A 20,272-nucleotide genomic window follows, 5' to 3' on the forward strand; every position below is an offset into this window, starting at 1 on the left:
CGATTTTGTCGTACCCCGGTGCGAAGATCCGTTCTCGTGAACACCGAACAGTTCTGGGCCTTAATCGACGAGGCACGCGGCCAGGCCTCCGCGCCGGAAGACAGCTACGACGTAGCCGAACAAGCCTGCGCTTTGCTCTCCGCGCGGCCGCGGGAGGAGATCGTCGCCGCCCAGCAGATCGTCTGGGAGCTGCTGGCCGACTCCTACCGCGCGCCGCTGTGGGCAGCCGCCTACCTGGTCAACGGCGGCTGCTCCGACGACGGCTTCGACTACTTCCGCGGCTGGCTGGTCATGCAAGGCCGGGAAGTCTTCGAGCGGATCGTGGCCGCCCCGGACGAACTGGCCGAGTTGCCCGCGGCGCGCGAGGCCGCGGCGGACGGCGAAGAACTGGAGTGCGAAGCCGCCCTGGGCGTCGCCTCGAGCGCGCACATCGACGCGACCGGCGAGGAACTTCCCTCGGACTCGTTCACCATCCGGTACCCGCAGCTGGACCCTGACTGGGAGTTCGACTACGAGGACGCCGACGAGATGCGGCGCAGGCTGCCTCGGCTGGCCGCGGCCTGTCTGTCCTGATCCCGCGGCACCAGCGCTGCGGTGCGGGAACCCGTCCCGCACCGCAGTGAGTCACTTCCGCACAAACCTCGCCACGTGCTCGGCGAGCGTCTCCCCCGCATCCTCCTGCAAAAAGTGCCCGGCCCCCGCGACCGTCGGGTGGTCCAAACCACCCGCGCCGCGCATCGAACGCCGCAGAATCGGCGCCATCCCCCCGGTAATCGGGTCCCCGTCCGAGAACGCGCACAAGAACGGCACATCCAGTTCCGTCAACGTCGCCCAGGCCGCCCGATTGGCCTCCGACGCCGGGTCGTCCGGCCGCGTCGGCACCAGCCCCGGCATCGCCCGCGGTCCGGCCTTGTACATCTCGTTCGGGAACGGCGCGTCGTAAGCCGCCCGGACCTCCTCCGACAACGGCGTCTGGCACCCGGCCTGCACACACCGCCCGACGTCCAGGATCTGCGCGCCCTCCACCGCCTCGCGGAACTTGTGCCACACCGGCGGCATGTCCACGTCCCCGGTCGGCAATCCGGTGTTGGCCGCGACCACCCCGGCGAACCGTCCCGGGTTCTCGGCCACCAGCCGCAGCCCGATCAGCCCGCCCCAGTCCTGCCCGACCAGCGTGACGTCGTTCAGCCCCAGCACGTCGAAGGAGAACCGGCGCATCCACTCCACGTGCCGCGCGTAGCTGTGGTCGGCGATCTCCGCGGGCTTGTCCGACCGCCCGAACCCGACCAGGTCCGGCGCGATCGCCCGCAATCCGGCGTCGGCCAGCACCGGCAGCATCTTCCGGTAGAGGAACGACCAGCTCGGCTCCCCGTGGAGCAGCAGAACGGGCGGCCCGTCGGCGGGCCCGGCCTCGACGTAGCCGACTCTGATCAGCCCGCCGTCCGGGTCGGACAGATCGGTGTACTGAGGTTCGAAGGCGAAATCGGGCAGGTCCGCGAACCGGTCTTCCGGCGTCCTGAGGAGTCGCACGGGTCCCACGTTAGTGGGAACGGGACCGCGCGGCAGTGCGCGAACGCTACGAAATCGCTACCGCGACCACCAGCCCCAGCCCGAGGTGCGCCGCCGCGACGACCACACTCGCCGGGGCGAACTTCTCGCTCTCGATCGTGGACCCGACGTCGATCCGGGTCGCCCACTCCAGCAGCCGCACCGCCAGCACCTGCACGATGATCCCGAGCAGGCCGTAGACCAGCGACGTGATCAGCCCGGCGGTGAGGTCGCTCGCGGAGCTGTAGATCGCCACGACCACGATGAACGCCATCGAGAGCAGCCCGGACGCGGTCACGATCACCGCGTTCGGCAGCCCGCGGGTGACCAGCTTCGACAGCTTGCCCGGCGTGGTGAAGTCGATCGCGTAGAACCCGGCGAACATCAGCAGCAGGCCGACGATGCCGTACAGCAGGATCGCGCCGATGCCGCGCACGAGGTCGGAACCGAACGTTGCGGGCAGCGCGAGCGTCGAGGTCACGGGGTCTCCCTGGATGGCCAATTCAGCCGGTGGAATCGGACATCCAGGGTTGTATCATGACTCCGGGATACGATGCGGCACAAACGCCGCACCGTCGTCGGTGACGAGTCCGCTGGTCTCGCGGATGCCGAGGCCCGCCGAGGAATCCCCGACGATCCACGCGCCGAGCGCGGGCCGGTACCCGTCGAACTCGGGCAGCGGGTCGAAGGCCTGGTAGACGTAGCCTTCCGCGCCGTAGACGCCGTCGGTCTGCGTTTCGTACCCGGTGGCCACGATCTGCACGTTCGCGCCCTCGCGGCCGAGCTTCGGCTTGCGCACGTACTCGGTGAGCAGGCCGGGATCGTCAGCGAACGCGGGCAGCAGGTTCGGATGCCCGGGGTAGTTCTCCCACAGCACGGCGAGCAGGGTCTTGTTCGACAGCAGCATCTTCCACAGCGGTTCGACCCACAGCGTGCGCGGCATGGTCTCCACCGCGAACTTGCCGAACTCCTCGTCGACGACCCATTCCCACGGGTACAGCTTCACCACCGTGGACATCTGCGCCTCGGCGAGGTCGACGAACCGCTTGAGCACCGGGTCCCAGCCGATCTCCTCGATCGCGAGCCCGACCGTGTCGAGCCCGGCCTCGGCCGCGGTCTCCTGCAGGTACGCCGTGGTCACGTGGTCCTCGCCGCTCGGATCGGCGGCGGACCAGGTGAAGTGCAGCTCGTTCGACGGCAGCTTGCCGCCGAGCTCCTTCCAGCGCTCCACCAGCTTCTCGTGGATGGAGTTCCACTGGTCGTCTTCCGGGAAGACGTCGGTTTTCCAGTACCACTGCAGCAGCGACGCCTCCAGCAGCGTGGTCGGCGTGTCCGCGTTGTACTCCAGCAGCTTGGCCGGCGATTTGCCGTCGTAGCGCAGGTCGAAGCGGCCGTAGACGTGCGGGTCCTGGCGCTTCCAGGACTCCGCGATGTGCGGCCACACCCACTCCGGGATGCCGAAGCGGTGGTACTGCTCGGTGGTCACGACGTTGTCGACGGCCTCCAGGCACATCGAATGCAGCAATTCGACGTCCGCCTCGAGCGACAGCACCTCGTCCATGTCGAAGACATAGTGCACCGACTCGTCCCAGTACGGCCGGGGTTTGCCGGTGCCGTCGCGCGCCGGGGTGCCGTAGACCAGGCCCTGCTCTTCGACGATCCGCTGCCAGTCGCGGCGCGGTTCCCGCCGGTCCCGATACACCTACGAGCCTCCGCTCTTGCCGGTCCCGCCGGTGCCTCCGGAGGTGCCGCTCTTGCCGCTGATGCCGAACCCGCCGCGCTGGATGCTGCTGCCCGACTTGGTCGAAACGTTGGTGTTGCCCGACGGCGCGGTGAAGCTGCCGCCGGAGACGTGCTGGCCGATGTTGCCGGATCCGCCGTAGTTGTAGCGGTACTGGCTGTACCCGCCGCCCGGAAGGGGGATGAACCAGAACCCGCCGCTGTAGTGGCCGCCGTGGCTGGTCGCGTAGCTCTCGTCGCAGTACTGGTCGTTTTGGATGACCCCGTTGGAGTCGGTGCAGACCGCGGTGACCTCGGCGGGCTTGGCGATCGTGTAGAACGTCGCGACCAATCCGACAAGACCGACGGTGACGCCGCCGCCGATCAGGATCTTGCGTTTGGTGGCCGCCTTCGCGTCGGCCGCCTCCTGCGCCGCGAGGGCTTCCTGACGTTCGCGTTCCTGGTCGGCGATGGCCTGCCGGCGGGCCCGCTGTTCGGCCACCGAGGGCTGCCGGGGCTGCGTGTTCGCGTCCTGGAAACGCATCGAGCCCGGCTTCTTCGGCTCCTCGGGCGGCTGCACGCCGCCGGTGTCGTCTTGCGTCATGTGCGCTCCGTAATCCCCCACCACTGCAAACCCCGCGTTCCACCCTAATCGACCCGGCACACGCGCGGTTCATGCGGCGCGGGCATCATGGGTATCGATGTCTCAACGCTCGGAGCGGTTCCCTTCGCGTATGCAGACCCTGACCACCCGCGTGGTGATGGCCGGGGTGTTCTTCGGCGCGGTCATCGCGCTGGCCTTGAGCGTCGCCTTCTCCTGGACCGACACGCTCGCCGGCGGCGCGGGCGGCGGGGAGGGCAAGCTCACCGAGGCCGCCCAGCAGGCGTTCCACTCGCCGCCGGGCACCTGCCTGACCTGGACCGCCAAGGACGCCTCCGACGCGCACGCGGTGCCGTGCGAGCAGGCGCACCTGTTCGAGGTCACCACCGTGGTCGACATCGGCGCGAAGTACCCGCAGCAGGCTCCGTTCCCGAGCCTCGAGCAGTGGCAGGACATCGCGCAGCAGCAGTGCAACTCCGACGTGCGGCCGTACCTCGGTCACCCGCTCGACCCGTACGGCAAGCTCACCACCAACCTGCTGCGGCCCACCTCGGCGCAGTGGTCGCAGGGCGACCGCCAGCTGCGCTGCGGCCTGCAGTTCGCCGGTCCGGGCGGCACCCTGCAGCCCACGACCGGTGCGGCGAAGACCCAGGACCAGTCGATGGTGTGGGCCCCGGGCACCTGCCTCGCGCTGGTGGGCAAGGGCGTCGGCGACCCGGTCGACTGCAGCAAGCCGCACTCCTACGAGATCATCGCGACCCTCGACCTGGCCTCGCACTTCAAGGACGGCTACCCCAAGCTGGACGACCAGAAGTCCTGGCTGGACACCGAGTGCAACAAGGCCGTGAAGGACTACACCGGCAGCACCGACCTCTCCTCGAAGAAGCTCACCCTCGGCTGGGACTCGCGCGAGCAGGAGAGCTGGGACGCCGGGTCCACGAAGGTCAACTGCAAGGTCGCGGCCACGCTGCCGGACGGCAGCGGGTTCCAGGCGGTCACCGGCAGCGTGAAGGGCGGGTCGTCCGGATCGTCGGGCCAGCAGCAGAGCTCGCCGCCCAGTTCCGGCGGGGGCAACTGAGCGGTGCCCGTCGAGATGAGCCAGGCGCGGTTCGAGGAACTCGTGTCCGACGCGCTCGACCAGGTGCCCGCGGAGTTCGCCGCGGCGATGGACAACGTCGTGGTGCTGGTCGAGGACTTCAACGAGGAAGCACCGGACATCCTCGGGCTCTATCACGGCATCGCGCTCACCGAGCGCACCAGCCACTACAGCGGGACGCTGCCGGACCGGATCTCGATTTACCGGGAACCGATCCTCGACCTCTGCGACACCGAGGACGACGTCGTCGAGGAAGTGCTGATCACCGTGATGCACGAGCTCGGCCACCATTTCGGCATCGACGACGAGCGGCTGCACGAACTCGGCTGGGGCTGATTCCGGCGGCGCCCCGCCGGCCCGTTGCTCTTCTCTGAGCACCATCGCGACGCGACCGCGGATACCACCGATCGTCACCAAAGCGTCACAGAACGCCGTCGATCTCCCTAGACTGGCCTCACCAGGCAGTTTCCTTCCTCGTGAGGTGGTTCGTGTCGCATCGTCAGACGGACAGCCGGCTGCGCTGGCTGCTCGCGTCGAGCGGCACGTCGAACCTCGCCGACGGCATCGCCAAGGTCGCCTTCCCGCTGCTGGCGACCACGCTGACCCGCGATCCGGTGGAGATCGCCGCCCTGTCGGCGGTGCAGTTCCTGCCGTGGCTGCTGTTCGCCATCCCGGCGGGCACGCTCGTCGACCGGATCGACCGCAAGAGGGCGATGATCGCCGCGAACGCGATGCGCGCGCTCGTGGTCGCCGCGGTCACCGCGCTGCTCGCGTTCGGTTCGGTGGAGATCTGGACGATCTACGTCGCGTCGCTGCTCGTGGGCATCGCGGAGACGGTCGCGGAGAGCGCGGCGAACGTGCTGCCGCCCGCGCTGGTCGAGGAGGACCGGCTGCAGAGCGCCAACAGCAAGCTGCAGGCATGCGAGATCGTCGGCCAGACGTTCCTCGGCGGCCCGGTCGGCAGCGCCACCTTCGCGATGTTCGCGGCTTTCCCGTTCCTGCTCTCGTCGGCCGGGTTCGCGGTCGGGGCCGCGGTGCTGCTCGGCATGGCGGGCAACTACCGGCCGCGGCAGGAAACCAAGTCACACATTCGGGCGGATTTCGCGGACGGCTTCCGCTGGCTGCGGCGGCATTCCCTGCTCCTGCGGCTGCTCGCGATCGCGGGCCTGCTCAGCCTGATCAGCGAGCTGGCCCAGGCACAGCTGGTGCTGTACGCGCTGGAAGACCTGCATTTGTCCGACGCCGCCTTCGGCGCTTTCGCGTTCGTCGGCGGGGCTGGCGGCCTGGTCGGGGCCGGATTGACCCCGCGGCTGGCCCGGCGCATCGGACGGCGGACGGTCCTGATCGGCGGGGTGTTGTTCTGCGCGCTCGGCTTTGGCGGCATGGGCCTGGTGCGCCAGCCGGTCGTGTCCGCGGTCCTGTTCGGCGTGTTCGCGGCGGCGGTAGTGGCGGTGAACGTCGTGCTCGCGACCGCGCGCCACACGCTCGTGCCAGGCGAGCTGCTCGGCCGCGTGCTCGGCGTCTGGCGCACCGTCGTCTGGGGCGCGATCCCGCTCGGCGCGCTCCTCGGCGGGTTGCTCACGAAGTTGCTCGGCTCGGCGGGCGACACCTTCACCGCTTCAGGCGTTCTGCTGCTGTTCGTGACCGGCTACGCACTTTTCGCGCTGCGTGGGCACCCGCTCGATGACAAAACGGCCTCGACCGGCGACGGAGTCCGTTCGCAGCAGTGATCCGGCGCGGATTTGGTGCTGAAATAACAGCTCACCCCGGCCGCCCGGAGGTACGTGATGACTGCGCTCGACACTCCGCCGCTGCCGGACGACGACCGCGACACCGATCCGGATCTTGAACCGCCGCCGCCCGCCTCGCGTCGGCCGCTGGTGATCGCCGCCATTGCCGGATTCGTGCTCGGCGGATGCGTGCTCGGGCTGTTGTGGGGGCTGTCCGGCCAACGTGCCGGAGCGAATGTCGACGCCGCGGCCGCGTGCGCCGCGTTCTCTCGTGCCGGGCACATCCCGGACACCACCGGCGGCGTCGACGCGGCGCAGTTCACCCGAATGTCCGACGACGCGGTGCACCGCGTCACCGGCGCGACGGAACTTGCCAAGGCGGCGGCGACCTTCGACGGCAACTATCAGCCGCTGGCCAAAAGCCTCGACGCGGTGAACAAGATGGTGCTCAGCAGCCGCTTCGACAACCGCGACGGGCAGGCTGCCGTCGTCCAGGTCGAACAACTCTGCGCGCGGGGCTGACCCCACGCGCAGAGCGGTTTGAGCTGGTCAGGCCTTGTGCACGGTCTTCACGCCGAGCTGCTTGCCCGGGATGTTCGTGCCCGCGCAGCCGAGGCCGTCGAGCGGCACGAACTTCGACGCGGTCTCCTGCGGCAAGTACACGCGAAGCCCCTTGACCGGCGTCGGCTTGCACACCGCCGGGTCGAAGTTGCGCACCTGCGCGAACTGCAGGTCCGCCGCGGCGGTCTGGCCGGGAGCCAGGTTCACCGGCGCGCCCTTGTCGCCGTCGCGCTGGGCGGGCTGGCCGATCTGGGCCCCGTTTTCGCCGCCGACGTAGGACACCCCGGGGAAGCCCTGGATGGTGCACGGTTTGCCGCTGGTGTTCTTGATCAGCAGCGACCGGTACTGCGAACCGGCACCAGCGTCGCCGCCGCCCAGCGACAGGGACACGTCGCCTGCCTTGCACAGGCCGTTGTCAGCGGGCGGTTTCTCGGCCGGCGCCGTGCCGCCGCTCGGGGCGGACGACGCGGAAGACGGAGCGGACGACGCGGCGGACGAAGCCGACGACATCGGGCTGCTCGACGGGGTTTCCGAACTCGCCGGACCGCTCGCGGCGGGTGCGCCCTGGCCGCACGCGGAAAGCAGGAGCGCCCCCGACGCGCCCACTGCGGACAGGAAGACCAGGGAAATCCACGGTTTCTTCGTGTTTGCCATCTCACTCGCCTCGCTGTGCTGGTGAACGCCTGCCTGGGTGAAACCTTCATCCGGAGGACGTGCCAGGTCCGGACGGGGTTGCTCCGCACCCGGTGAGTTCCCCACCGGGCCCGGGTTCACGCAGCGTTTCCCCGCCCGAGTGACCGGCTGCTCACGAAAGGCGGGTATCGATCCAGCGCAGGCACTCCCAGCCGTCGGGGCGGGCTTCCAGCTCGACGAACTTCGTATTCGGGATCAGGGCCTCGTTCGCCAGCTCGGCGGGCACGTTCGAAGCGAGCCACTCTCCGGCGAGCCGGATCGCGCCGCCGTGGCTGACCAGCACGACCACCCCGTCCGGCGACGTTTCCTCGTGCTTGGCCCGCAGTTCGTCGGCCGCGCCGACCATCCGGTCGCGCACCTGCGTGCCGGTCTCGCCGCCGGGAATCGCGACGTCCAGGTCGCCTTCCGTCCACGCCTTCACCACGCGCAGGTAGACGCCGATCGAGTCCAGGTCGGTCTTGCCCTCGAGATCGCCGGCGTCGACCTCCTTGACGCCCTCGATCACCTGCACGTCGAACCCGAGCGCCTCGGCCAGCGGTGCCGCGGTCTGCTGCGCACGCACCGCTTCCGACGCGTACACCGCCACGATCGGCTCGGATTTCAGCTCTTCGGCGAGCGCCGCGGCCTGCTCCCGGCCGAGTTCGGTGAGCGGCGGACCGGGCAACGCGGTGTCGAGCGCACGGCGGACGTTGCCTTCCGTCTGTCCGTGCCGGACCAGCAGCAGCCTCACGCGCCCTCTCCCTTCAAAACCGCGTCGACCCATGCCTGCGCGTCGAGGAAATCCTGGTTCCCCGCGCCTTCCTCGATCGTCGCCGCGACCCCGTCCGCCCTCGGATGCGAACCGAGAAAGCGCAGGTGACAGCGGCGGCGCAGGGCGGTCATCGCGTCGATGATCCGGGGTTCGGCGACGTGGCCCTCGAAGTCGATGAAGAACCGGTACTCGCCGAAGTTGTTGCGCGTCGGCCGGGCGTCGATCCGGGTCAGGTTGATCCCGCGACCGGCCAGTTCCACCAGCAGGTCGGACAGCGTCCCGGTGCGGTTGACCGCGGCCGCGACGATCGACGTGCGGTCGGCGCCGGTGGGCGCGGGCAGTTCGCCGGGGCGGCGCACCATCAGGAACCGGGTTTGCGCGTCGCGGACGTCGGCGACGCCGGTCGCCAGTTCCTCCAGCGGGTAGTGCTCGATCGCGACCGGTGCGGACACCGCGGCGTCGAAATCGCCCTCCACCACGCCGACCGCCGCCGCCGCGGTGGACGACGAGGCGACCGGGGTGGCGTCCGGCAGGTTCGTCTCCAGCCATTCGCGCACCTGGGCGAGCGCGTGCGGATGGCTCGCGACGGTGCGGATTTCGCCGCTCCCGGGCCGTTTGAGCACGCTGAAGTGGATGGGCAGGATCGTCTCGGCGGTGGCCACGAGCGGATCCCCGTCGCTGAGCCCGTCGAGCGTCGCGGGGACCACTCCTTCGACGGAGTTCTCGATGGGCACGCACGCGGCGTCCGCCGCACCGTCGCGGACGGCCTGCAGCGCCAGCCGGACGGTCTCGTAGGGGGTCAGGTCCTCGCCCGGCGCGAGCGCGCGGGCGGCCTGCTCGGTGAACGTGCCCTCAGGGCCGAAATACGCGATCCGCAACACGAGCGTCAGGCTAGCGACCGTGCGCGTGGCGCTTTTCACTCGGACAGCCGGTGGCTAAACCGGTTACGCCGGGTGGCGTTTTTTGCCATGCTGGAACGGTGACCGCCGACTCAGGCACACACGCCGGGCACGGGGAAGCCGTTTCGCCGGGTTCTCCCCGAACGCCGGAATTGGTGCTGTGCGCCGTCGATGAACCGCTGGCCGCGGCGTGGACCTCCGCCGTGGCGGATTTCGGCGGCTCCGCCCGGGTGCACCGCGGTTCGGTGCTCGACATCGCCGCACAGGCGGTGGTCAGCCCCGCCAACTCCTACGGCTGGATGCGCGGCGGGATCGACGCGGTCTACGCGCGGGCGTTCCCCGGCATCGAGCAAAGCGTGCGCAGCGCGGTGCTGGCCTCTTACGGCGGTGAGCTGCCGATCGGCGAGTCGGTGATCGTCCCGACCGGCGAAGCGGAACCGGCCTGGCTGATCAGCGCGCCGACCATGCGCGAGCCCGGCGAACGACTGCCCGCCGACACCGTCCACCCGTATCTCGCGGCGCGCGCGGTGTTCCTGCAGTGGCAGCGCGGCCAGCTCGATTCCGGCCCGGTCGCGTCGGCCGTGCGGACGATCGCGATGCCCGGCCTCGGCACCGGCGTCGGCGGTGTGGTTCCGGCCGCGTGCGCCCGTCAGGTCGCCGCCGCGTGGCAGGAAGTTTTCGGAACCAACGGTCACCATCGGTGATCGAATCCGGCCCGGTCAGGGGTGCGTGCATCACATCACAGCGCGTTCACGCGCGGTAAGCCCTACCGTTGATACGGCGTTACGGAAGTAGCGCAGACGGAGCCAGCGCAGGCGACGGCCGAGGAGTGTGCGATGCCCACACGGGTCCGTGAACTCAGCCCTTACGTAGAGCTGCATCGGGAACAGTGGCGGGAGCTTCGCAGCTCCACTCCGCTGCCGCTGACGGCGGACGAGCTGGTCCGGCTCCGCGGGCTCGGGGAACAAATCGATCTCGCCGAGGTCGCCGACGTGTACCTGCCGCTGTCGCGGCTGATCAACCTCCAGGTGAAGGCCCGGCAACAGCTGTACGAGGCCACCACGACGTTCCTCGGCGAGGACTGCCGCAACACCAAGGCTCCGTTCGTGATCGGCATCGCGGGCAGCGTCGCGGTCGGCAAATCGACCACCGCCCGCATCCTGCGCACTCTTCTCGCCCGCTGGCCCGACCACCCGCGCGTCGACCTCGTGACGACCGACGGGTTCCTCTACTCGCGCGCGGAGCTGACCCGGCGCGGGATCATGCACCGCAAGGGTTTCCCGGAAAGCTACGACCGGCGCGCGCTGCTGCGGTTCGTCACCGAGGTGAAGTCCGGGGCCGAGCGGGTGTCCGCGCCGGTGTACTCGCACCTGGCCTACGACATCCTCCCGGACCAGGAGCAGGTCGTGGAGCGGCCGGACATCCTGATCATCGAGGGGCTGAACGTCCTGCAGCCCGGGCCGAGCCTGACCGTCTCGGATCTGTTCGACTTTTCGATTTACGTCGACGCGCACATCGACGACATCGAGCACTGGTACGTCGAGCGCTTCCTGAAACTGCGGCACACCGCGTTCGCCGACCCCGCCTCGCACTTCCACCACTTCGCCGGGCTGCCCGACGACGAGGCCCGCGAAGAGGCGCGGCACCTGTGGCGCACCATCAACGAGCCGAACCTGATGGAGAACATCAAGCCCACCCGGCCGCGGGCGACGCTGGTTCTCCGCAAGGACGCCGACCACGCGATCAACCGGGTCCGGCTGCGGAAACTCTGACGGCCACCCACATGCGCCTCGCCGGTCTCGTCCGGCACAGGAGCCGGAGTAATTGACCGATCGGCCGGAGTCTTCGTAACCACTTGGCCGATACCCGCGGCCCCGGTCCGCACGCGACCCTGAACGCAGCAGGATCTCGCACCTGACCTGCGGAGGAGGCCACGATGTTTTCTATCGTCCTGACCTGGGTCGGCGCGGTATTGGGATTGACGCTGCTGGTCGCGATGGCCGTGGGGGCGTTCGTCGTCGACTTCGACGAGGCGCTGCGCGAGCGGCGCGTGAAGGCCCGCGGCACGGCGGAGCCGACCAGCTGAGGACCGAGCTTCGGCTCCGGGCAAGATGGTCGGCATGAGTCCGGTGAGCCGCGCGCGCAAGAAGAGTTCCCTACCCGCCGCCCCCAGCGTCAACGGTCTGTTCAAGGACGTGCTGCGGGACTTCTCCGCGGTCGCGGCCGAGCCCGGTCCGTTCGACATCGACCTGCTCGCTTCCGAGGTCGTCGGGCAGTGGCGGGACGTCGTCGTGGAGGACGAACCGGAAAACCAGCTCGGCCTTGAGCTGATCGCCTTCGCGCAGCGCAAGATCACGCCCGGCGCGGCGGCGCTGCTGGCCGCGCTGAAGGTGCTGGCCGAATCCGAAGAGGAGCGTTCGGCGGCGGCCGAGGCGCTCGGCGTCGTGCTCGGCCGGGGCATTCCGGAGCCGGAGTGGGCCGCCGAGGTCGGACAGGTCAGCGTCGGCGAATGCTGGCGCACCGGGGACGTCTACGGCGACGAGTCGTCGCTGCTCTGCGTCTTTTCCCGCGGCGACCACTCGCTCGGCCTGCTCGCGCTGCTGGACTTCACCGAGGGCGGCCGGGTGCGCGACCTGGTGGTCATCGAGGAGCCGCACGAGGTGCTCGCCGAAATGCGCTCGCAGGTCGAGGAGGACGGCGAGCTGGTCGTGCTGGAAAAGATCGAGCCCGCCGACGCGCACCGGCTGCTGGTGTCCGGGATCGAGGCCACGGACGCGCTGGACGAGCCGGACGTCGGCGAGGACTACCCGCGGTTCCATGCCATCGCGCTGACCTGGGCGCGTTCGCTGCCGGAGCCTTCCGCCGCCGCCCCGGTGGCGGAATGGACCGCCGCGCAGCGCGAGGAAGCCGTCACGCGATTCCTCGCCGACACGAACCTGCCGGACGCCGACGCGGCCCGCGAAATCGCCGCCCTGCTGGTCGACCACGGCTGCCGGGTCGAACCGGCGAACCCGCTGCGCGTCGGTCCGGAGAAGCTGGCGCGGTTCCTCGAATCCTTGCTGGACGGCGAGTACGAACTGGAAGACGAGGACGCCGTCGCGCCGGTCGTGCTGTCCTGGGCCAGCTGGACCGCCGCTCGCGCCGGACTGTCCGAGGTCGCCACGGCCGCGCTGCTGGAAGAGGTCACCGAATACCTCGGCGAGTACCTCTCGGACGACGACGAGGACGAGGACTTCAGCGACTACCTCGACGGCACCGAATCCGCCGACGAGGCACTGGAAGTGGTGGCCCGCCGCCGTTTCGCGGTGCCCGAACTGTCCACAGTGATCGGTGACGAAGAACTGACCGACCTGGACCCTGGCGACCCGGAACAGCGCCGGCTGCTGGTGATCGGCGCGCACCCGGAGTACCACGAATCGTTGGCCGCCGAGGAATTCGACGGCGCGGACGGCCTCCGCCTCGCCCTCGAGACGTCCATTGTGGACCAACTGTGGGACGACGAACCCGCCGAGGTGTGGACCGCCGCGCAGAACCTGTTGCGGCAGGACCTTTCCCGCGATGACGTCCTCGACCGGCTCGTAACCGTCCTCGAAGGCCAGTTGACCGAGACCGAGGAAGAAGACCAGCTGGACTACGACCTGGACGCCTACCGCGCCGCCCTGGCCGAGATCTAGCCCTTCGGAAGCGCGATCCGGGCCGACCGGATCTCCGCGAGCAACCGGGTCTTGCGGCGGTGGACGTTCACCAGCTCGGCGACGTAGCCGGTGAACTCCTCCGCCGTGCCCGCTTGTTTGTGCAGGGTGCGCAGTTTTTTGAGGCACTGCGCCGCTTCCCGGTACGCGCTGGCTTCTTTTTGGGCGATCAACCGCTCGATCCGCTCGCGGTACTCCGGAATGGACTCTTCTTCTTTCGGCGGTGCCTCTTTCCGCTGTGGCTTCTCCGCCCTTGGTTTCGCTGCCCTTGGTTTCTCTGCCCGCTGGGGAGTCAGCACCCGCGCCGCGTACGCGATCGCCTCGCTGTGCCGTCCCGCCGCCCGCAGCACCCGGACGATCTTGAGACTGACGTCCACCCGCGGCGGCTTGGCCGCGAGAATGGCGACCAGCCCGTCCACGTCTCCGCTGGCCTCCGCGATCTCCTCCTGCAGCCGCTCCGCGATCGCGAGCTTCTCCTCGACCGGCTTTCCGCGCAGCACTTCGTCCACAATGGACTTCATCCGCGCGAGCCCGGCGTCCCCGAGCGCCGCCGCGAAATCGGCCACCGCGACCGCCCGCCCGCTGAACGCCGCCTCCAGCACCCAGTCCGCGAGCTGCTCCGGATCCGGCGGCCGAGCCGCACAAGCCCGCGCGTACAACGTGACCGCCTGGTCAAGCCGCACCTCGAGGTCCGCGGCGAGGTCGCCGTGCTGCTCGAGCATGCCCACGATGTCGTCCACCACGCGCCGGGCAAGCGGCGCGAGGTCAGCGCGGCTTCCGGCGTCGAGCAGCCGCCGCACAGTATCGAGAACCGCACCGATTTTGGCGGTGTACTCGACCGGGTCGGGGACGCTCACGCGAACAGTCTGCCGTATGGCCCGTGACCGGCGTGTGGGCCAACGGCGTACTCTTTTCGGCCCAACCCGGACACCCCAGGTGAGCACTGCGCGTGATAATCAGGTCCAGTGACCCTAGACGACCTCACCCAGCGCCTCCGCGACTTCGCCGCCGCCCGGGACTGGGAACCGTTTCACACCCCGAAAAACCTGACCATGGCCCTGTCCGGCGAAGTGGGCGAGCTGATCTCCCTGTTCCAGTGGCTGACCCCGGAGGAAGCCGCGAACTGGCGCGCCGACCCGGCCCGGGAGTTCAACGTCCACGACGAAATCGCCGACGTGATGCTGTACCTGGTCCGGCTGGCGGACGTACTGGGAATCGACCTGCTGGAAGCGGCGAACGCGAAGGTGGACCGGAACGAGAAGAGGTTCCCTCCGCTAGCCCGCTGAACCAGCCGCGAGCCGCTTCGTCTCGTCGAGATACCAGCCGCCGACCAGCGCACCGACCGCGAAAACGGCCAGCACGATCCCCGGCCCGACTCCGGCGCCGCCGAACATCGCGGCGACCGTGAGGACCATCAGGACCAACCCGAGACCGATCAGCACCCGCCCGACCAGCCGGCCGCCGCCCGATGGTGCTTTCTGGTGCTTCGGCTGCGGGACCGGCGCGCGCTCGAAGCCGAGCACTACCGGAGCCTCGTCCAGCCGCGCGACGTGCGCACCGAGCTCGAGCGCCCGGGAAAGCCGCGGTTCGGACTCGCGCACCCCCGAGTCGTACACCAGGTGCGTGACCGAACCCGTCAGGTTCTTCGCGAGCTGAAACCCCGCCGAAAGCACCCGCGCCCGCAGTTGGTCCGCGCCCGCCGTCTTGCCGAGCACCAGGACCCGCGTCGGCTTGTTTCCGTTGGCGGTGACCTTGAGGTCCACCGCCACCTCCAGCGCCCCGAGCGCGTCCGCGACCTGACGCAGCTCGCGGTATTCGACGGAAGTCACCACCCCGTCGTCCTCGACGACCCGGCGCAGCTCAGCGACGAAGCCCGTGTGCATCCGCTGCACCTCCGCCGCCGCCATGCCAGCTTCGGCAGCGAGGTCGGCGAGCGCCCAAACCTCCTCGTCGGTCAGGAAGTGGTCGCCGACCGCTTCGGCGAGCAGATCGAGGTAAGCCTGCGCGACCGGCCCGCCGTCTCCCGCGGAAACCCGGTCGACCGCCTCGGCCATCCAGCCCTTCTCCGCACCGGCCACCGTCCGGCGCACGGCTGCCGCGCCGGAGGCATACCGCGGCAGTTCGGGAAACCGCACGGGCTGTGCCAGCCGCAACCCGTGCGTACCGACGAGAGCGATCATCGCCCGCGCGCACGCCCGCGCGGCCGGTTCGGCGAGATAACCGGGGAAGTCCTCGATGCCGAAAGCACGCGCGATGGTGGAGAGCCGGTAGTTGGGCAGCGGAAACGCCGCCTGCACGGTGTCCTTGAGCGAGATCCCCGGCAAGCGGGGCAGCCGGACGCCTAACTGGCTGACCTCAGCGACAAGCCCTTCCACCAACGACAGATCGTGCGCGACGACAACCGCTCCCCGGCACAGCTCGAACAACCGTCCGAGGATTTCTCCCAAGGCCGGTGCGCCAGCCAGTTCCGCCGCGGTGATGCGGTGCGGGTTGCCGCGGTTCGCGTCAGCGGCGACGACCGTCGCGAACTCGCCGAGGAACGTCCCGTCCCCGCGAAACCGGATCGCGGCGACCTCCAGCACGCGGCCGCTGTGCAGTCCGGTCGTCTTCACGTCGAGCGCGGTGAATTCCGTGCCGCTCGCGGGCACCTGCCCAGTCGAGGACAGGGACAGTCGTTCGATCAGCTCGGCCATCGTGGATGCGCTTTCTCCTGGACAGTTCCCCTGACCATCGCGAGAAGCCGGCGAATCGTCACAGGCGGGACGGAAAACGCTGTCTTTGTGACGCATCCGTGACTTGTTCTTCGCTCGCGGCAATCTGGATGCCCTGGCGCGTAACACTGAACGCCGCTTTTGCGAACACCATTCGGCACCCGCCTCAGGAAGAGGAATTCCGAATGCACTCCACGCCCGCGCCGCCGTCGCGCCCCAAGCTGAAATTCCCGACCTGGCTGACGGTCGTCCTGAGCGTCTTCGCGGTTCTCTTCATTCTGGGCGCGGTGTTCGGAAAACCGGCACCGACGCCGGAGCCGGTCGCCGCACCGGTCGCTCCGCCTTCGAGTCCGGTGACCACATCAGCCACTCCCGCGCCGGTGACCTACACCGTGGACAAAATCACCGATGCCGCCAACGTCGAGCTGACCGGTTCCGACGGCAGTCATCGCACGGTGCGCATCCTCGGTCTCGAAGTACCGACCGGAAACAACTGCTACGCGAGTGAAACCGCGATTTGGGCTAACAACAAGCTTGCTGGCGCGGCCGTGAAGATCACGACGGACACCACGGACGGCGTCGCACTCGCACTGAGCGACGGCACCGATTACGCGACCGCGACGCTCTCCGCCGGGTATGCCCGCCTCGCCTCCAACGTCATCTCCGACTCGCTGCGCAACGCGGCAAACGCGGCCCAGCAGGCCGCGACGGGTCTGTGGGCGGAACCCTGCAAAGGCATGATCACGGCACCGGCACCGGTGCCTACTCCGACTCCTACTCCGGTACAGGAGACTTCCGCTCCGCCGCCAGCACCGCGCACCTCTGAACAAGCCGCCCCGCCGCCGGTCGAGGACACGCCGGAACCTGAACAGCCGAGCGCTGTGTATTACAAGAACTGTGCGGCCGCGAAAGCCGCCGGGGTGACGCCGCTCCACCGCGGCGACCCGGGTTACCGCCCAGCGTTGGACCGCGACGGCGACGGGGTGGCCTGCGAGCGGTAGCTCCTGGTGTCGTGCGGCACCACCGGCAGACGAACCGCCGCACGCCCCGTAACCTGGAGATATGCCGATTCAGGTGCTGCTTGTAGACGACCACGAACTCGTCCGGCGGGGCCTGCGCGACCTGCTCAGCGACGAGGCCGACCTGGAGGTGGTCGCCGAGGCCGGGAGCGTCGAAGAGGCTCTCGCGGTGGCCATGCATGTCGAGCCGGACGTCGCGGTCGTGGATGTGCGGCTCGGTGACGGTGACGGGATCACGCTCTGCCGCGAGCTGCGGTCCAAGCCGAATCCGCCGGCCTGCCTCATGCTCACCGCGTTCGACGACGAGGAAGCGATGGTCGGCGCGATCATGGCGGGCGCTTCGGGTTACCTGCTCAAGCAGGTTCGCGGCCAGGACGTGGTGAACGCGGTCCGCGAGGTCGCCGCCGGTCGGTCGCTGCTCGACCCGGTCAGCACCGCGCGGGTGCTCGACAAGCTGCGCCACCCGCCGACCGACGAGCTGGCCACCCTGACCGATCGGGAACGTGACGTCCTGGAGCTGATCGGACAGGGGCTGTCGAACCGCGAGATCGCCGAACGTCTTTTCCTCGCCGAGAAGACGGTGAAGAACTACGTGACGTCCGTGCTCGCGAAGCTCGGCATGCAGCGCCGCACCCAGGCCGCGGCGTGGATTGCCCGGCGCGGCAAGTGAATCAGCTGCCCGCGACGGCGCGACCGTAGCGTTCGGACAGCAACCGCAGCCTAGGGATCAGCTCCGGCGGCGATTCGACGGTGAAGTCCATCATCAACATTCCAATGTAGACGGCCACGGTGTCCAAACTGTCCGCGCCGGTAACGAGCACGCAGTGGTTCTCGTCAATGGGTTCGACGACGCCGACGGTCGGATTGATCCGTGCCAGCACCTTCTCCGCCGGGGCGTCGATGCGCAGGCGCGCGTGCACCAGCCAGCCGCTCGCCGCGATCGTGCGCATCGCGAAGGCGGTGTAATCCCCGCCGGGCAAGGGATTCGGCTCGAACCGGCGACGGCTCGGCATCCGCGGCCGCATCAGGTCGACGCGGTAGGTCGCCCAAGTGCCGTCCTGCGGGTCGCGGGCGACCAGGTACCACCGCCGTTGCCAGCTGAGCAATCGGTACGGCTCAACCAGCCGCAGTTCGTCCGCGTAGTCGAACCGGAGCCATTCGACGTGCCGGATGGCCCGCGCGACCTCCTGCAGCACGGCCCCGTCGACCTCCGGATCGGGCGCGTCGGTGCCGGTGTTCTCCGGGCCGCGGTCGATCGTCGACCGCAGGGCGTCGACCGTCGGACGCAGCCTGGACGGCAGGACCTGCTCGAGTTTCGCGAGCGCCCGTGTGCCTGCTTCCTCGATCCCGGAAATGCCCGCGGCGGCCCGCAGCCCGACCGTGACGGCCACCGCCTCCTCGTCGTCCAGCAGGAGCGGCGGCAGCTTTCCGCCCGAGCCGAGCCGGTAGCCGCCGACGTTCCCGCGCGTCGCCTCGACGGGATAGCCCAGGTCACGCAGCCGTTCGACGTCGTTCCGGATCGTCCGGTCCGAGACGCCCAGTCGCTCCGACAGCTCCCTGCCGCTCCGCCCGGCGGCGGACTGGAGGAGGGCGAGAAGTGCCAGCAACCGCGCCGTTGGATCGGCCATCGAAACTCCTTGTTCTATTAGGAACTGATCCTACCTAATAGCCTCCTAGTGTTCTTCTCATGACGAACGCTTCCCTCGCCCTCCGCCCTTTCACTGTCCAGATCACCGACGCCGAACTCGCGGACCTGCACGACCGCCTCGCCCGCACCCGCCTGCCGCAGCCTTCGCCGACCGACGACTGGGACGCCGGCACCCCGAACGCCTACCTGCGGACGGCGCTCGAAGCGTGGCGGACCTTCGACTGGCGCGCCGCCGAAGCGCGGATCAACTCCGTCCCGCACTTCACCACCGAGATCGACGGCCAGACGTTCCACTTCGTCCACGTCCGCTCCGCTCATCCCGGCGCGACGCCGCTGCTGCTCGCGCACACCTACCCCGGCTCGTCGGTCGATTACCTGGACCTGATCGACCGCCTCGTCGACCCGGTCGCTCACGGCGGCCGCGCCGAGGACGCCTTCGACGTCGTCATCCCCGACGCGCCCGGCTACGGCTTCTCCCAGCCCGTCGCCGAAGCGGGCTGGACAGTCGCCCGCGTCGCCGCCGCGTACGACCGGCTGATGCGCGGTCTCGGGTACGAGAGCTACGGAATCCACGGCTCGGACAACGGCGCGATGGTCGCCAGGGAACTCGGCCTGCTGAACCCGGACGGTTTCCTCGGCCTGCACGTCCTGCAGCTGTTCTCGTTCCCCTCCGGCGACCCGGCCGAATTCGAGCGTCTCGAACCGGCCGACCACGCCGGCCTCGCGCACATGCAATGGTTTCAGTCAGTCGGCGGCTACAACACGATGAACGCCTCGCGCCCGCAGACGGTTTCCGTCGGCCTCAGTGACTCCCCGATCGGATTACTCGCCTACAGCGAGCTGTTCAACTCCTTCGGCAACGGGACTTCCCTGGTGCCGCTGGAAACGATCCTGCTGGAGGTGAGCGTGAACTGGTTCGCCAACACCGCTTCCGGGATGAACCGCAGCTACCTGGAGAACGCCCGCGCACAGGCCGAGCCGCGGGTGAGCGACGCGCGCACCGGCGTGGCGGTGTTCAAGGACGACTTCCAGACCATCAAGACCTTCGCCGAACGCGACAACACGAACATCGTGCACTGGAGCCGTTTCGAGGAAGGCGGTCACTTCGCGGCGATGGAACGCCCCGACCTCCTCGCCGGCGACATTCGCGCTTTCTTCGCTAACCGCGACTGACCCCTGCTGATTCCGTGCTCAAACCCCGTCCGCGTTGCTGCGGACGGGGTTCTCGCCGTCCAAGACGAAGCTGAGGGTAGCCGACTGCCGTGCATTGATTGACCCCATTGAGTGCCGAATAGATGTTCGATTTGTCGATACCATGGGAACGGTTCGGCGGCAGGGCGGGAGAATTCGAGGAAGGAGCGTGTTCGATGACTCGTGAAGGCTGAATCCCTTGGTGCGCGGCGTGTTCACAGCGGTGGGTTCACAGCGGCGCGAGGTTGATACAGCGTGTTTGCTGTGAGCGATTCAGGATTCAGGACAACGCAGAGGCCTTCACTGCGATCCGAGGCGGCGGATTCGATACGACCGGTTGCTGATTCGAGGCGGCGTGCCCCGAAATGGCACTAGACCGACGTGGCGATGCGCCCGGCGCTAGGTTGCCGCAA

23 protein-coding genes are annotated in these 20,272 nt (G+C 69.0%); 13 read left to right on the forward strand and 10 right to left on the reverse strand.

Going from position 1 to position 20,272, the window contains the following annotated elements; all coding sequences use genetic code 11:
• Nucleotides 1–36 precede the first annotated feature (36 nt).
• Nucleotides 37–573 carry a DUF4240 domain-containing protein gene (locus H5411_RS01855; RefSeq protein ID WP_183122772.1) on the forward strand — a complete coding sequence of 179 codons (537 nt, stop codon included), beginning with the start codon at nt 37–39 and terminating at the stop codon, nt 571–573.
• A 51-nt stretch (nt 574–624) separates the two neighbouring features.
• On the opposite strand, the gene H5411_RS01860 is transcribed toward H5411_RS01855, so the two are convergent.
• The 4 genes from H5411_RS01860 to H5411_RS01875 are packed head-to-tail and all read right to left on the reverse strand — an operon-like array spanning nt 625 to nt 3,871.
• The gene (locus H5411_RS01860; RefSeq protein WP_183122773.1) at nt 625–1,539 is read right to left on the reverse strand and encodes a haloalkane dehalogenase; all 915 of its coding nucleotides are present in this window, start codon (nt 1,537–1,539) and stop codon (nt 625–627) included.
• Between the two features lie 37 nt (nt 1,540–1,576).
• On the reverse strand, nt 1,577–2,029 hold the full coding sequence (locus tag H5411_RS01865; protein ID WP_101436547.1) for a DUF350 domain-containing protein: 453 nt from the start codon (nt 2,027–2,029) through the stop codon (nt 1,577–1,579).
• A 54-nt stretch (nt 2,030–2,083) separates the two neighbouring features.
• Nucleotides 2,084–3,250, reverse strand: coding sequence for a glutathionylspermidine synthase family protein (locus H5411_RS01870; RefSeq protein WP_101436548.1), 1,167 nt, complete (start codon nt 3,248–3,250; stop codon nt 2,084–2,086).
• On the reverse strand, nt 3,251–3,871 hold the full coding sequence (locus H5411_RS01875) for a hypothetical protein (protein WP_183122774.1): 621 nt from the start codon (nt 3,869–3,871) through the stop codon (nt 3,251–3,253).
• A 97-nt stretch (nt 3,872–3,968) separates the two neighbouring features.
• Between H5411_RS01875 and H5411_RS01880 the strand changes: the two genes are divergently transcribed.
• From H5411_RS01880 to H5411_RS01895, 4 genes are all read left to right on the forward strand, one after another.
• Nucleotides 3,969–4,946, forward strand: a complete 978-nt coding sequence (locus H5411_RS01880; RefSeq protein WP_101436549.1) for a septum formation family protein — start codon at nt 3,969–3,971, stop codon at nt 4,944–4,946.
• Nucleotides 4,947–4,949: 3 nt separating this feature from the next.
• Nucleotides 4,950–5,300, forward strand: coding sequence for a metallopeptidase family protein (locus H5411_RS01885; protein ID WP_101436550.1), 351 nt, complete (start codon nt 4,950–4,952; stop codon nt 5,298–5,300).
• A 152-nt stretch (nt 5,301–5,452) separates the two neighbouring features.
• Nucleotides 5,453–6,694 (forward strand): MFS transporter, encoded by a 1,242-nt coding sequence (locus H5411_RS01890; RefSeq protein WP_208637364.1) that lies wholly within the window; start codon nt 5,453–5,455, stop codon nt 6,692–6,694.
• A 57-nt stretch (nt 6,695–6,751) separates the two neighbouring features.
• Complete coding sequence (locus tag H5411_RS01895; RefSeq protein ID WP_208637365.1) at nt 6,752–7,216, forward strand: hypothetical protein; 465 nt, start codon at nt 6,752–6,754, stop codon at nt 7,214–7,216.
• 27 nt (nt 7,217–7,243) lie between these two features.
• On the opposite strand, the gene H5411_RS01900 is transcribed toward H5411_RS01895, so the two are convergent.
• From H5411_RS01900 to pheA, 3 genes are all read right to left on the reverse strand, one after another.
• A complete protein-coding gene (locus H5411_RS01900) occupies nt 7,244–7,909 on the reverse strand; it encodes a DUF4232 domain-containing protein (protein WP_101436553.1) in 666 nt (221 codons plus the stop codon).
• A 151-nt stretch (nt 7,910–8,060) separates the two neighbouring features.
• Nucleotides 8,061–8,678: a histidine phosphatase family protein gene (locus tag H5411_RS01905; RefSeq protein ID WP_101436554.1), complete on the reverse strand. Its 618-nt coding sequence runs from the start codon at nt 8,676–8,678 to the stop codon at nt 8,061–8,063.
• A complete protein-coding gene (pheA, locus tag H5411_RS01910; protein WP_101440911.1) occupies nt 8,675–9,580 on the reverse strand; it encodes a prephenate dehydratase in 906 nt (301 codons plus the stop codon). The genes H5411_RS01905 and pheA overlap by 4 nt, the downstream gene beginning before the upstream one ends.
• 98 nt (nt 9,581–9,678) lie before the next feature.
• On the opposite strand from pheA, the gene H5411_RS01915 reads away from it, so the two are divergent.
• The 4 genes from H5411_RS01915 to H5411_RS01930 all read left to right on the forward strand — a co-directional run bounded on the left by H5411_RS01915 (nt 9,679) and on the right by H5411_RS01930 (nt 13,272).
• The gene (locus H5411_RS01915) at nt 9,679–10,302 is read left to right on the forward strand and encodes a macro domain-containing protein (protein ID WP_101436555.1); all 624 of its coding nucleotides are present in this window, start codon (nt 9,679–9,681) and stop codon (nt 10,300–10,302) included.
• A gap of 132 nt (nt 10,303–10,434) precedes the next feature.
• Entirely contained in the window at nt 10,435–11,370 is a 936-nt protein-coding gene (gene coaA, locus H5411_RS01920) for a type I pantothenate kinase (protein ID WP_009085796.1), read from the forward strand.
• A 164-nt stretch (nt 11,371–11,534) separates the two neighbouring features.
• A complete protein-coding gene (locus H5411_RS01925; RefSeq protein ID WP_167441937.1) occupies nt 11,535–11,684 on the forward strand; it encodes a hypothetical protein in 150 nt (49 codons plus the stop codon).
• A gap of 34 nt (nt 11,685–11,718) precedes the next feature.
• The gene (locus H5411_RS01930) at nt 11,719–13,272 is read left to right on the forward strand and encodes a hypothetical protein (protein ID WP_183122775.1); all 1,554 of its coding nucleotides are present in this window, start codon (nt 11,719–11,721) and stop codon (nt 13,270–13,272) included.
• Here H5411_RS01930 and H5411_RS01935 read toward each other — a convergent pair.
• Nucleotides 13,269–14,147, reverse strand: a complete 879-nt coding sequence (locus tag H5411_RS01935) for a hypothetical protein (protein WP_220816370.1) — start codon at nt 14,145–14,147, stop codon at nt 13,269–13,271. The two genes, H5411_RS01930 and H5411_RS01935, sit on opposite strands and share 4 nt — an antisense overlap.
• 108 nt (nt 14,148–14,255) lie before the next feature.
• Between H5411_RS01935 and H5411_RS01940 the strand changes: the two genes are divergently transcribed.
• Complete coding sequence (locus tag H5411_RS01940; protein WP_101436558.1) at nt 14,256–14,576, forward strand: nucleotide pyrophosphohydrolase; 321 nt, start codon at nt 14,256–14,258, stop codon at nt 14,574–14,576.
• Here H5411_RS01940 and H5411_RS01945 read toward each other — a convergent pair.
• The gene (locus H5411_RS01945; RefSeq protein WP_183122777.1) at nt 14,565–15,983 is read right to left on the reverse strand and encodes a 3'-5' exonuclease; all 1,419 of its coding nucleotides are present in this window, start codon (nt 15,981–15,983) and stop codon (nt 14,565–14,567) included. The genes H5411_RS01940 and H5411_RS01945 overlap by 12 nt on opposite strands.
• A gap of 203 nt (nt 15,984–16,186) precedes the next feature.
• Between H5411_RS01945 and H5411_RS01950 the strand changes: the two genes are divergently transcribed.
• Together H5411_RS01950 and H5411_RS01955 are read left to right on the forward strand one after the other, a co-directional pair.
• The gene (locus H5411_RS01950) at nt 16,187–17,002 is read left to right on the forward strand and encodes an excalibur calcium-binding domain-containing protein (RefSeq protein ID WP_183122778.1); all 816 of its coding nucleotides are present in this window, start codon (nt 16,187–16,189) and stop codon (nt 17,000–17,002) included.
• Nucleotides 17,003–17,063: 61 nt separating this feature from the next.
• On the forward strand, nt 17,064–17,690 hold the full coding sequence (locus tag H5411_RS01955) for a response regulator (RefSeq protein ID WP_101436561.1): 627 nt from the start codon (nt 17,064–17,066) through the stop codon (nt 17,688–17,690).
• Nucleotide 17,691: 1 nt separating this feature from the next.
• On the opposite strand, the gene H5411_RS01960 is transcribed toward H5411_RS01955, so the two are convergent.
• A complete protein-coding gene (locus H5411_RS01960) occupies nt 17,692–18,648 on the reverse strand; it encodes a helix-turn-helix transcriptional regulator (protein ID WP_183122779.1) in 957 nt (318 codons plus the stop codon).
• 59 nt (nt 18,649–18,707) lie between these two features.
• Here H5411_RS01960 and H5411_RS01965 point away from each other — a divergent pair, with 59 nt between their 5' ends.
• A complete protein-coding gene (locus H5411_RS01965) occupies nt 18,708–19,841 on the forward strand; it encodes an epoxide hydrolase family protein (RefSeq protein ID WP_183122780.1) in 1,134 nt (377 codons plus the stop codon).
• Nucleotides 19,842–20,272 lie beyond the last annotated feature (431 nt).

This window comes from Amycolatopsis echigonensis (genome assembly GCF_014174495.1).
GTDB lineage: Bacteria > Actinomycetota > Actinomycetes > Mycobacteriales > Pseudonocardiaceae > Amycolatopsis > Amycolatopsis echigonensis.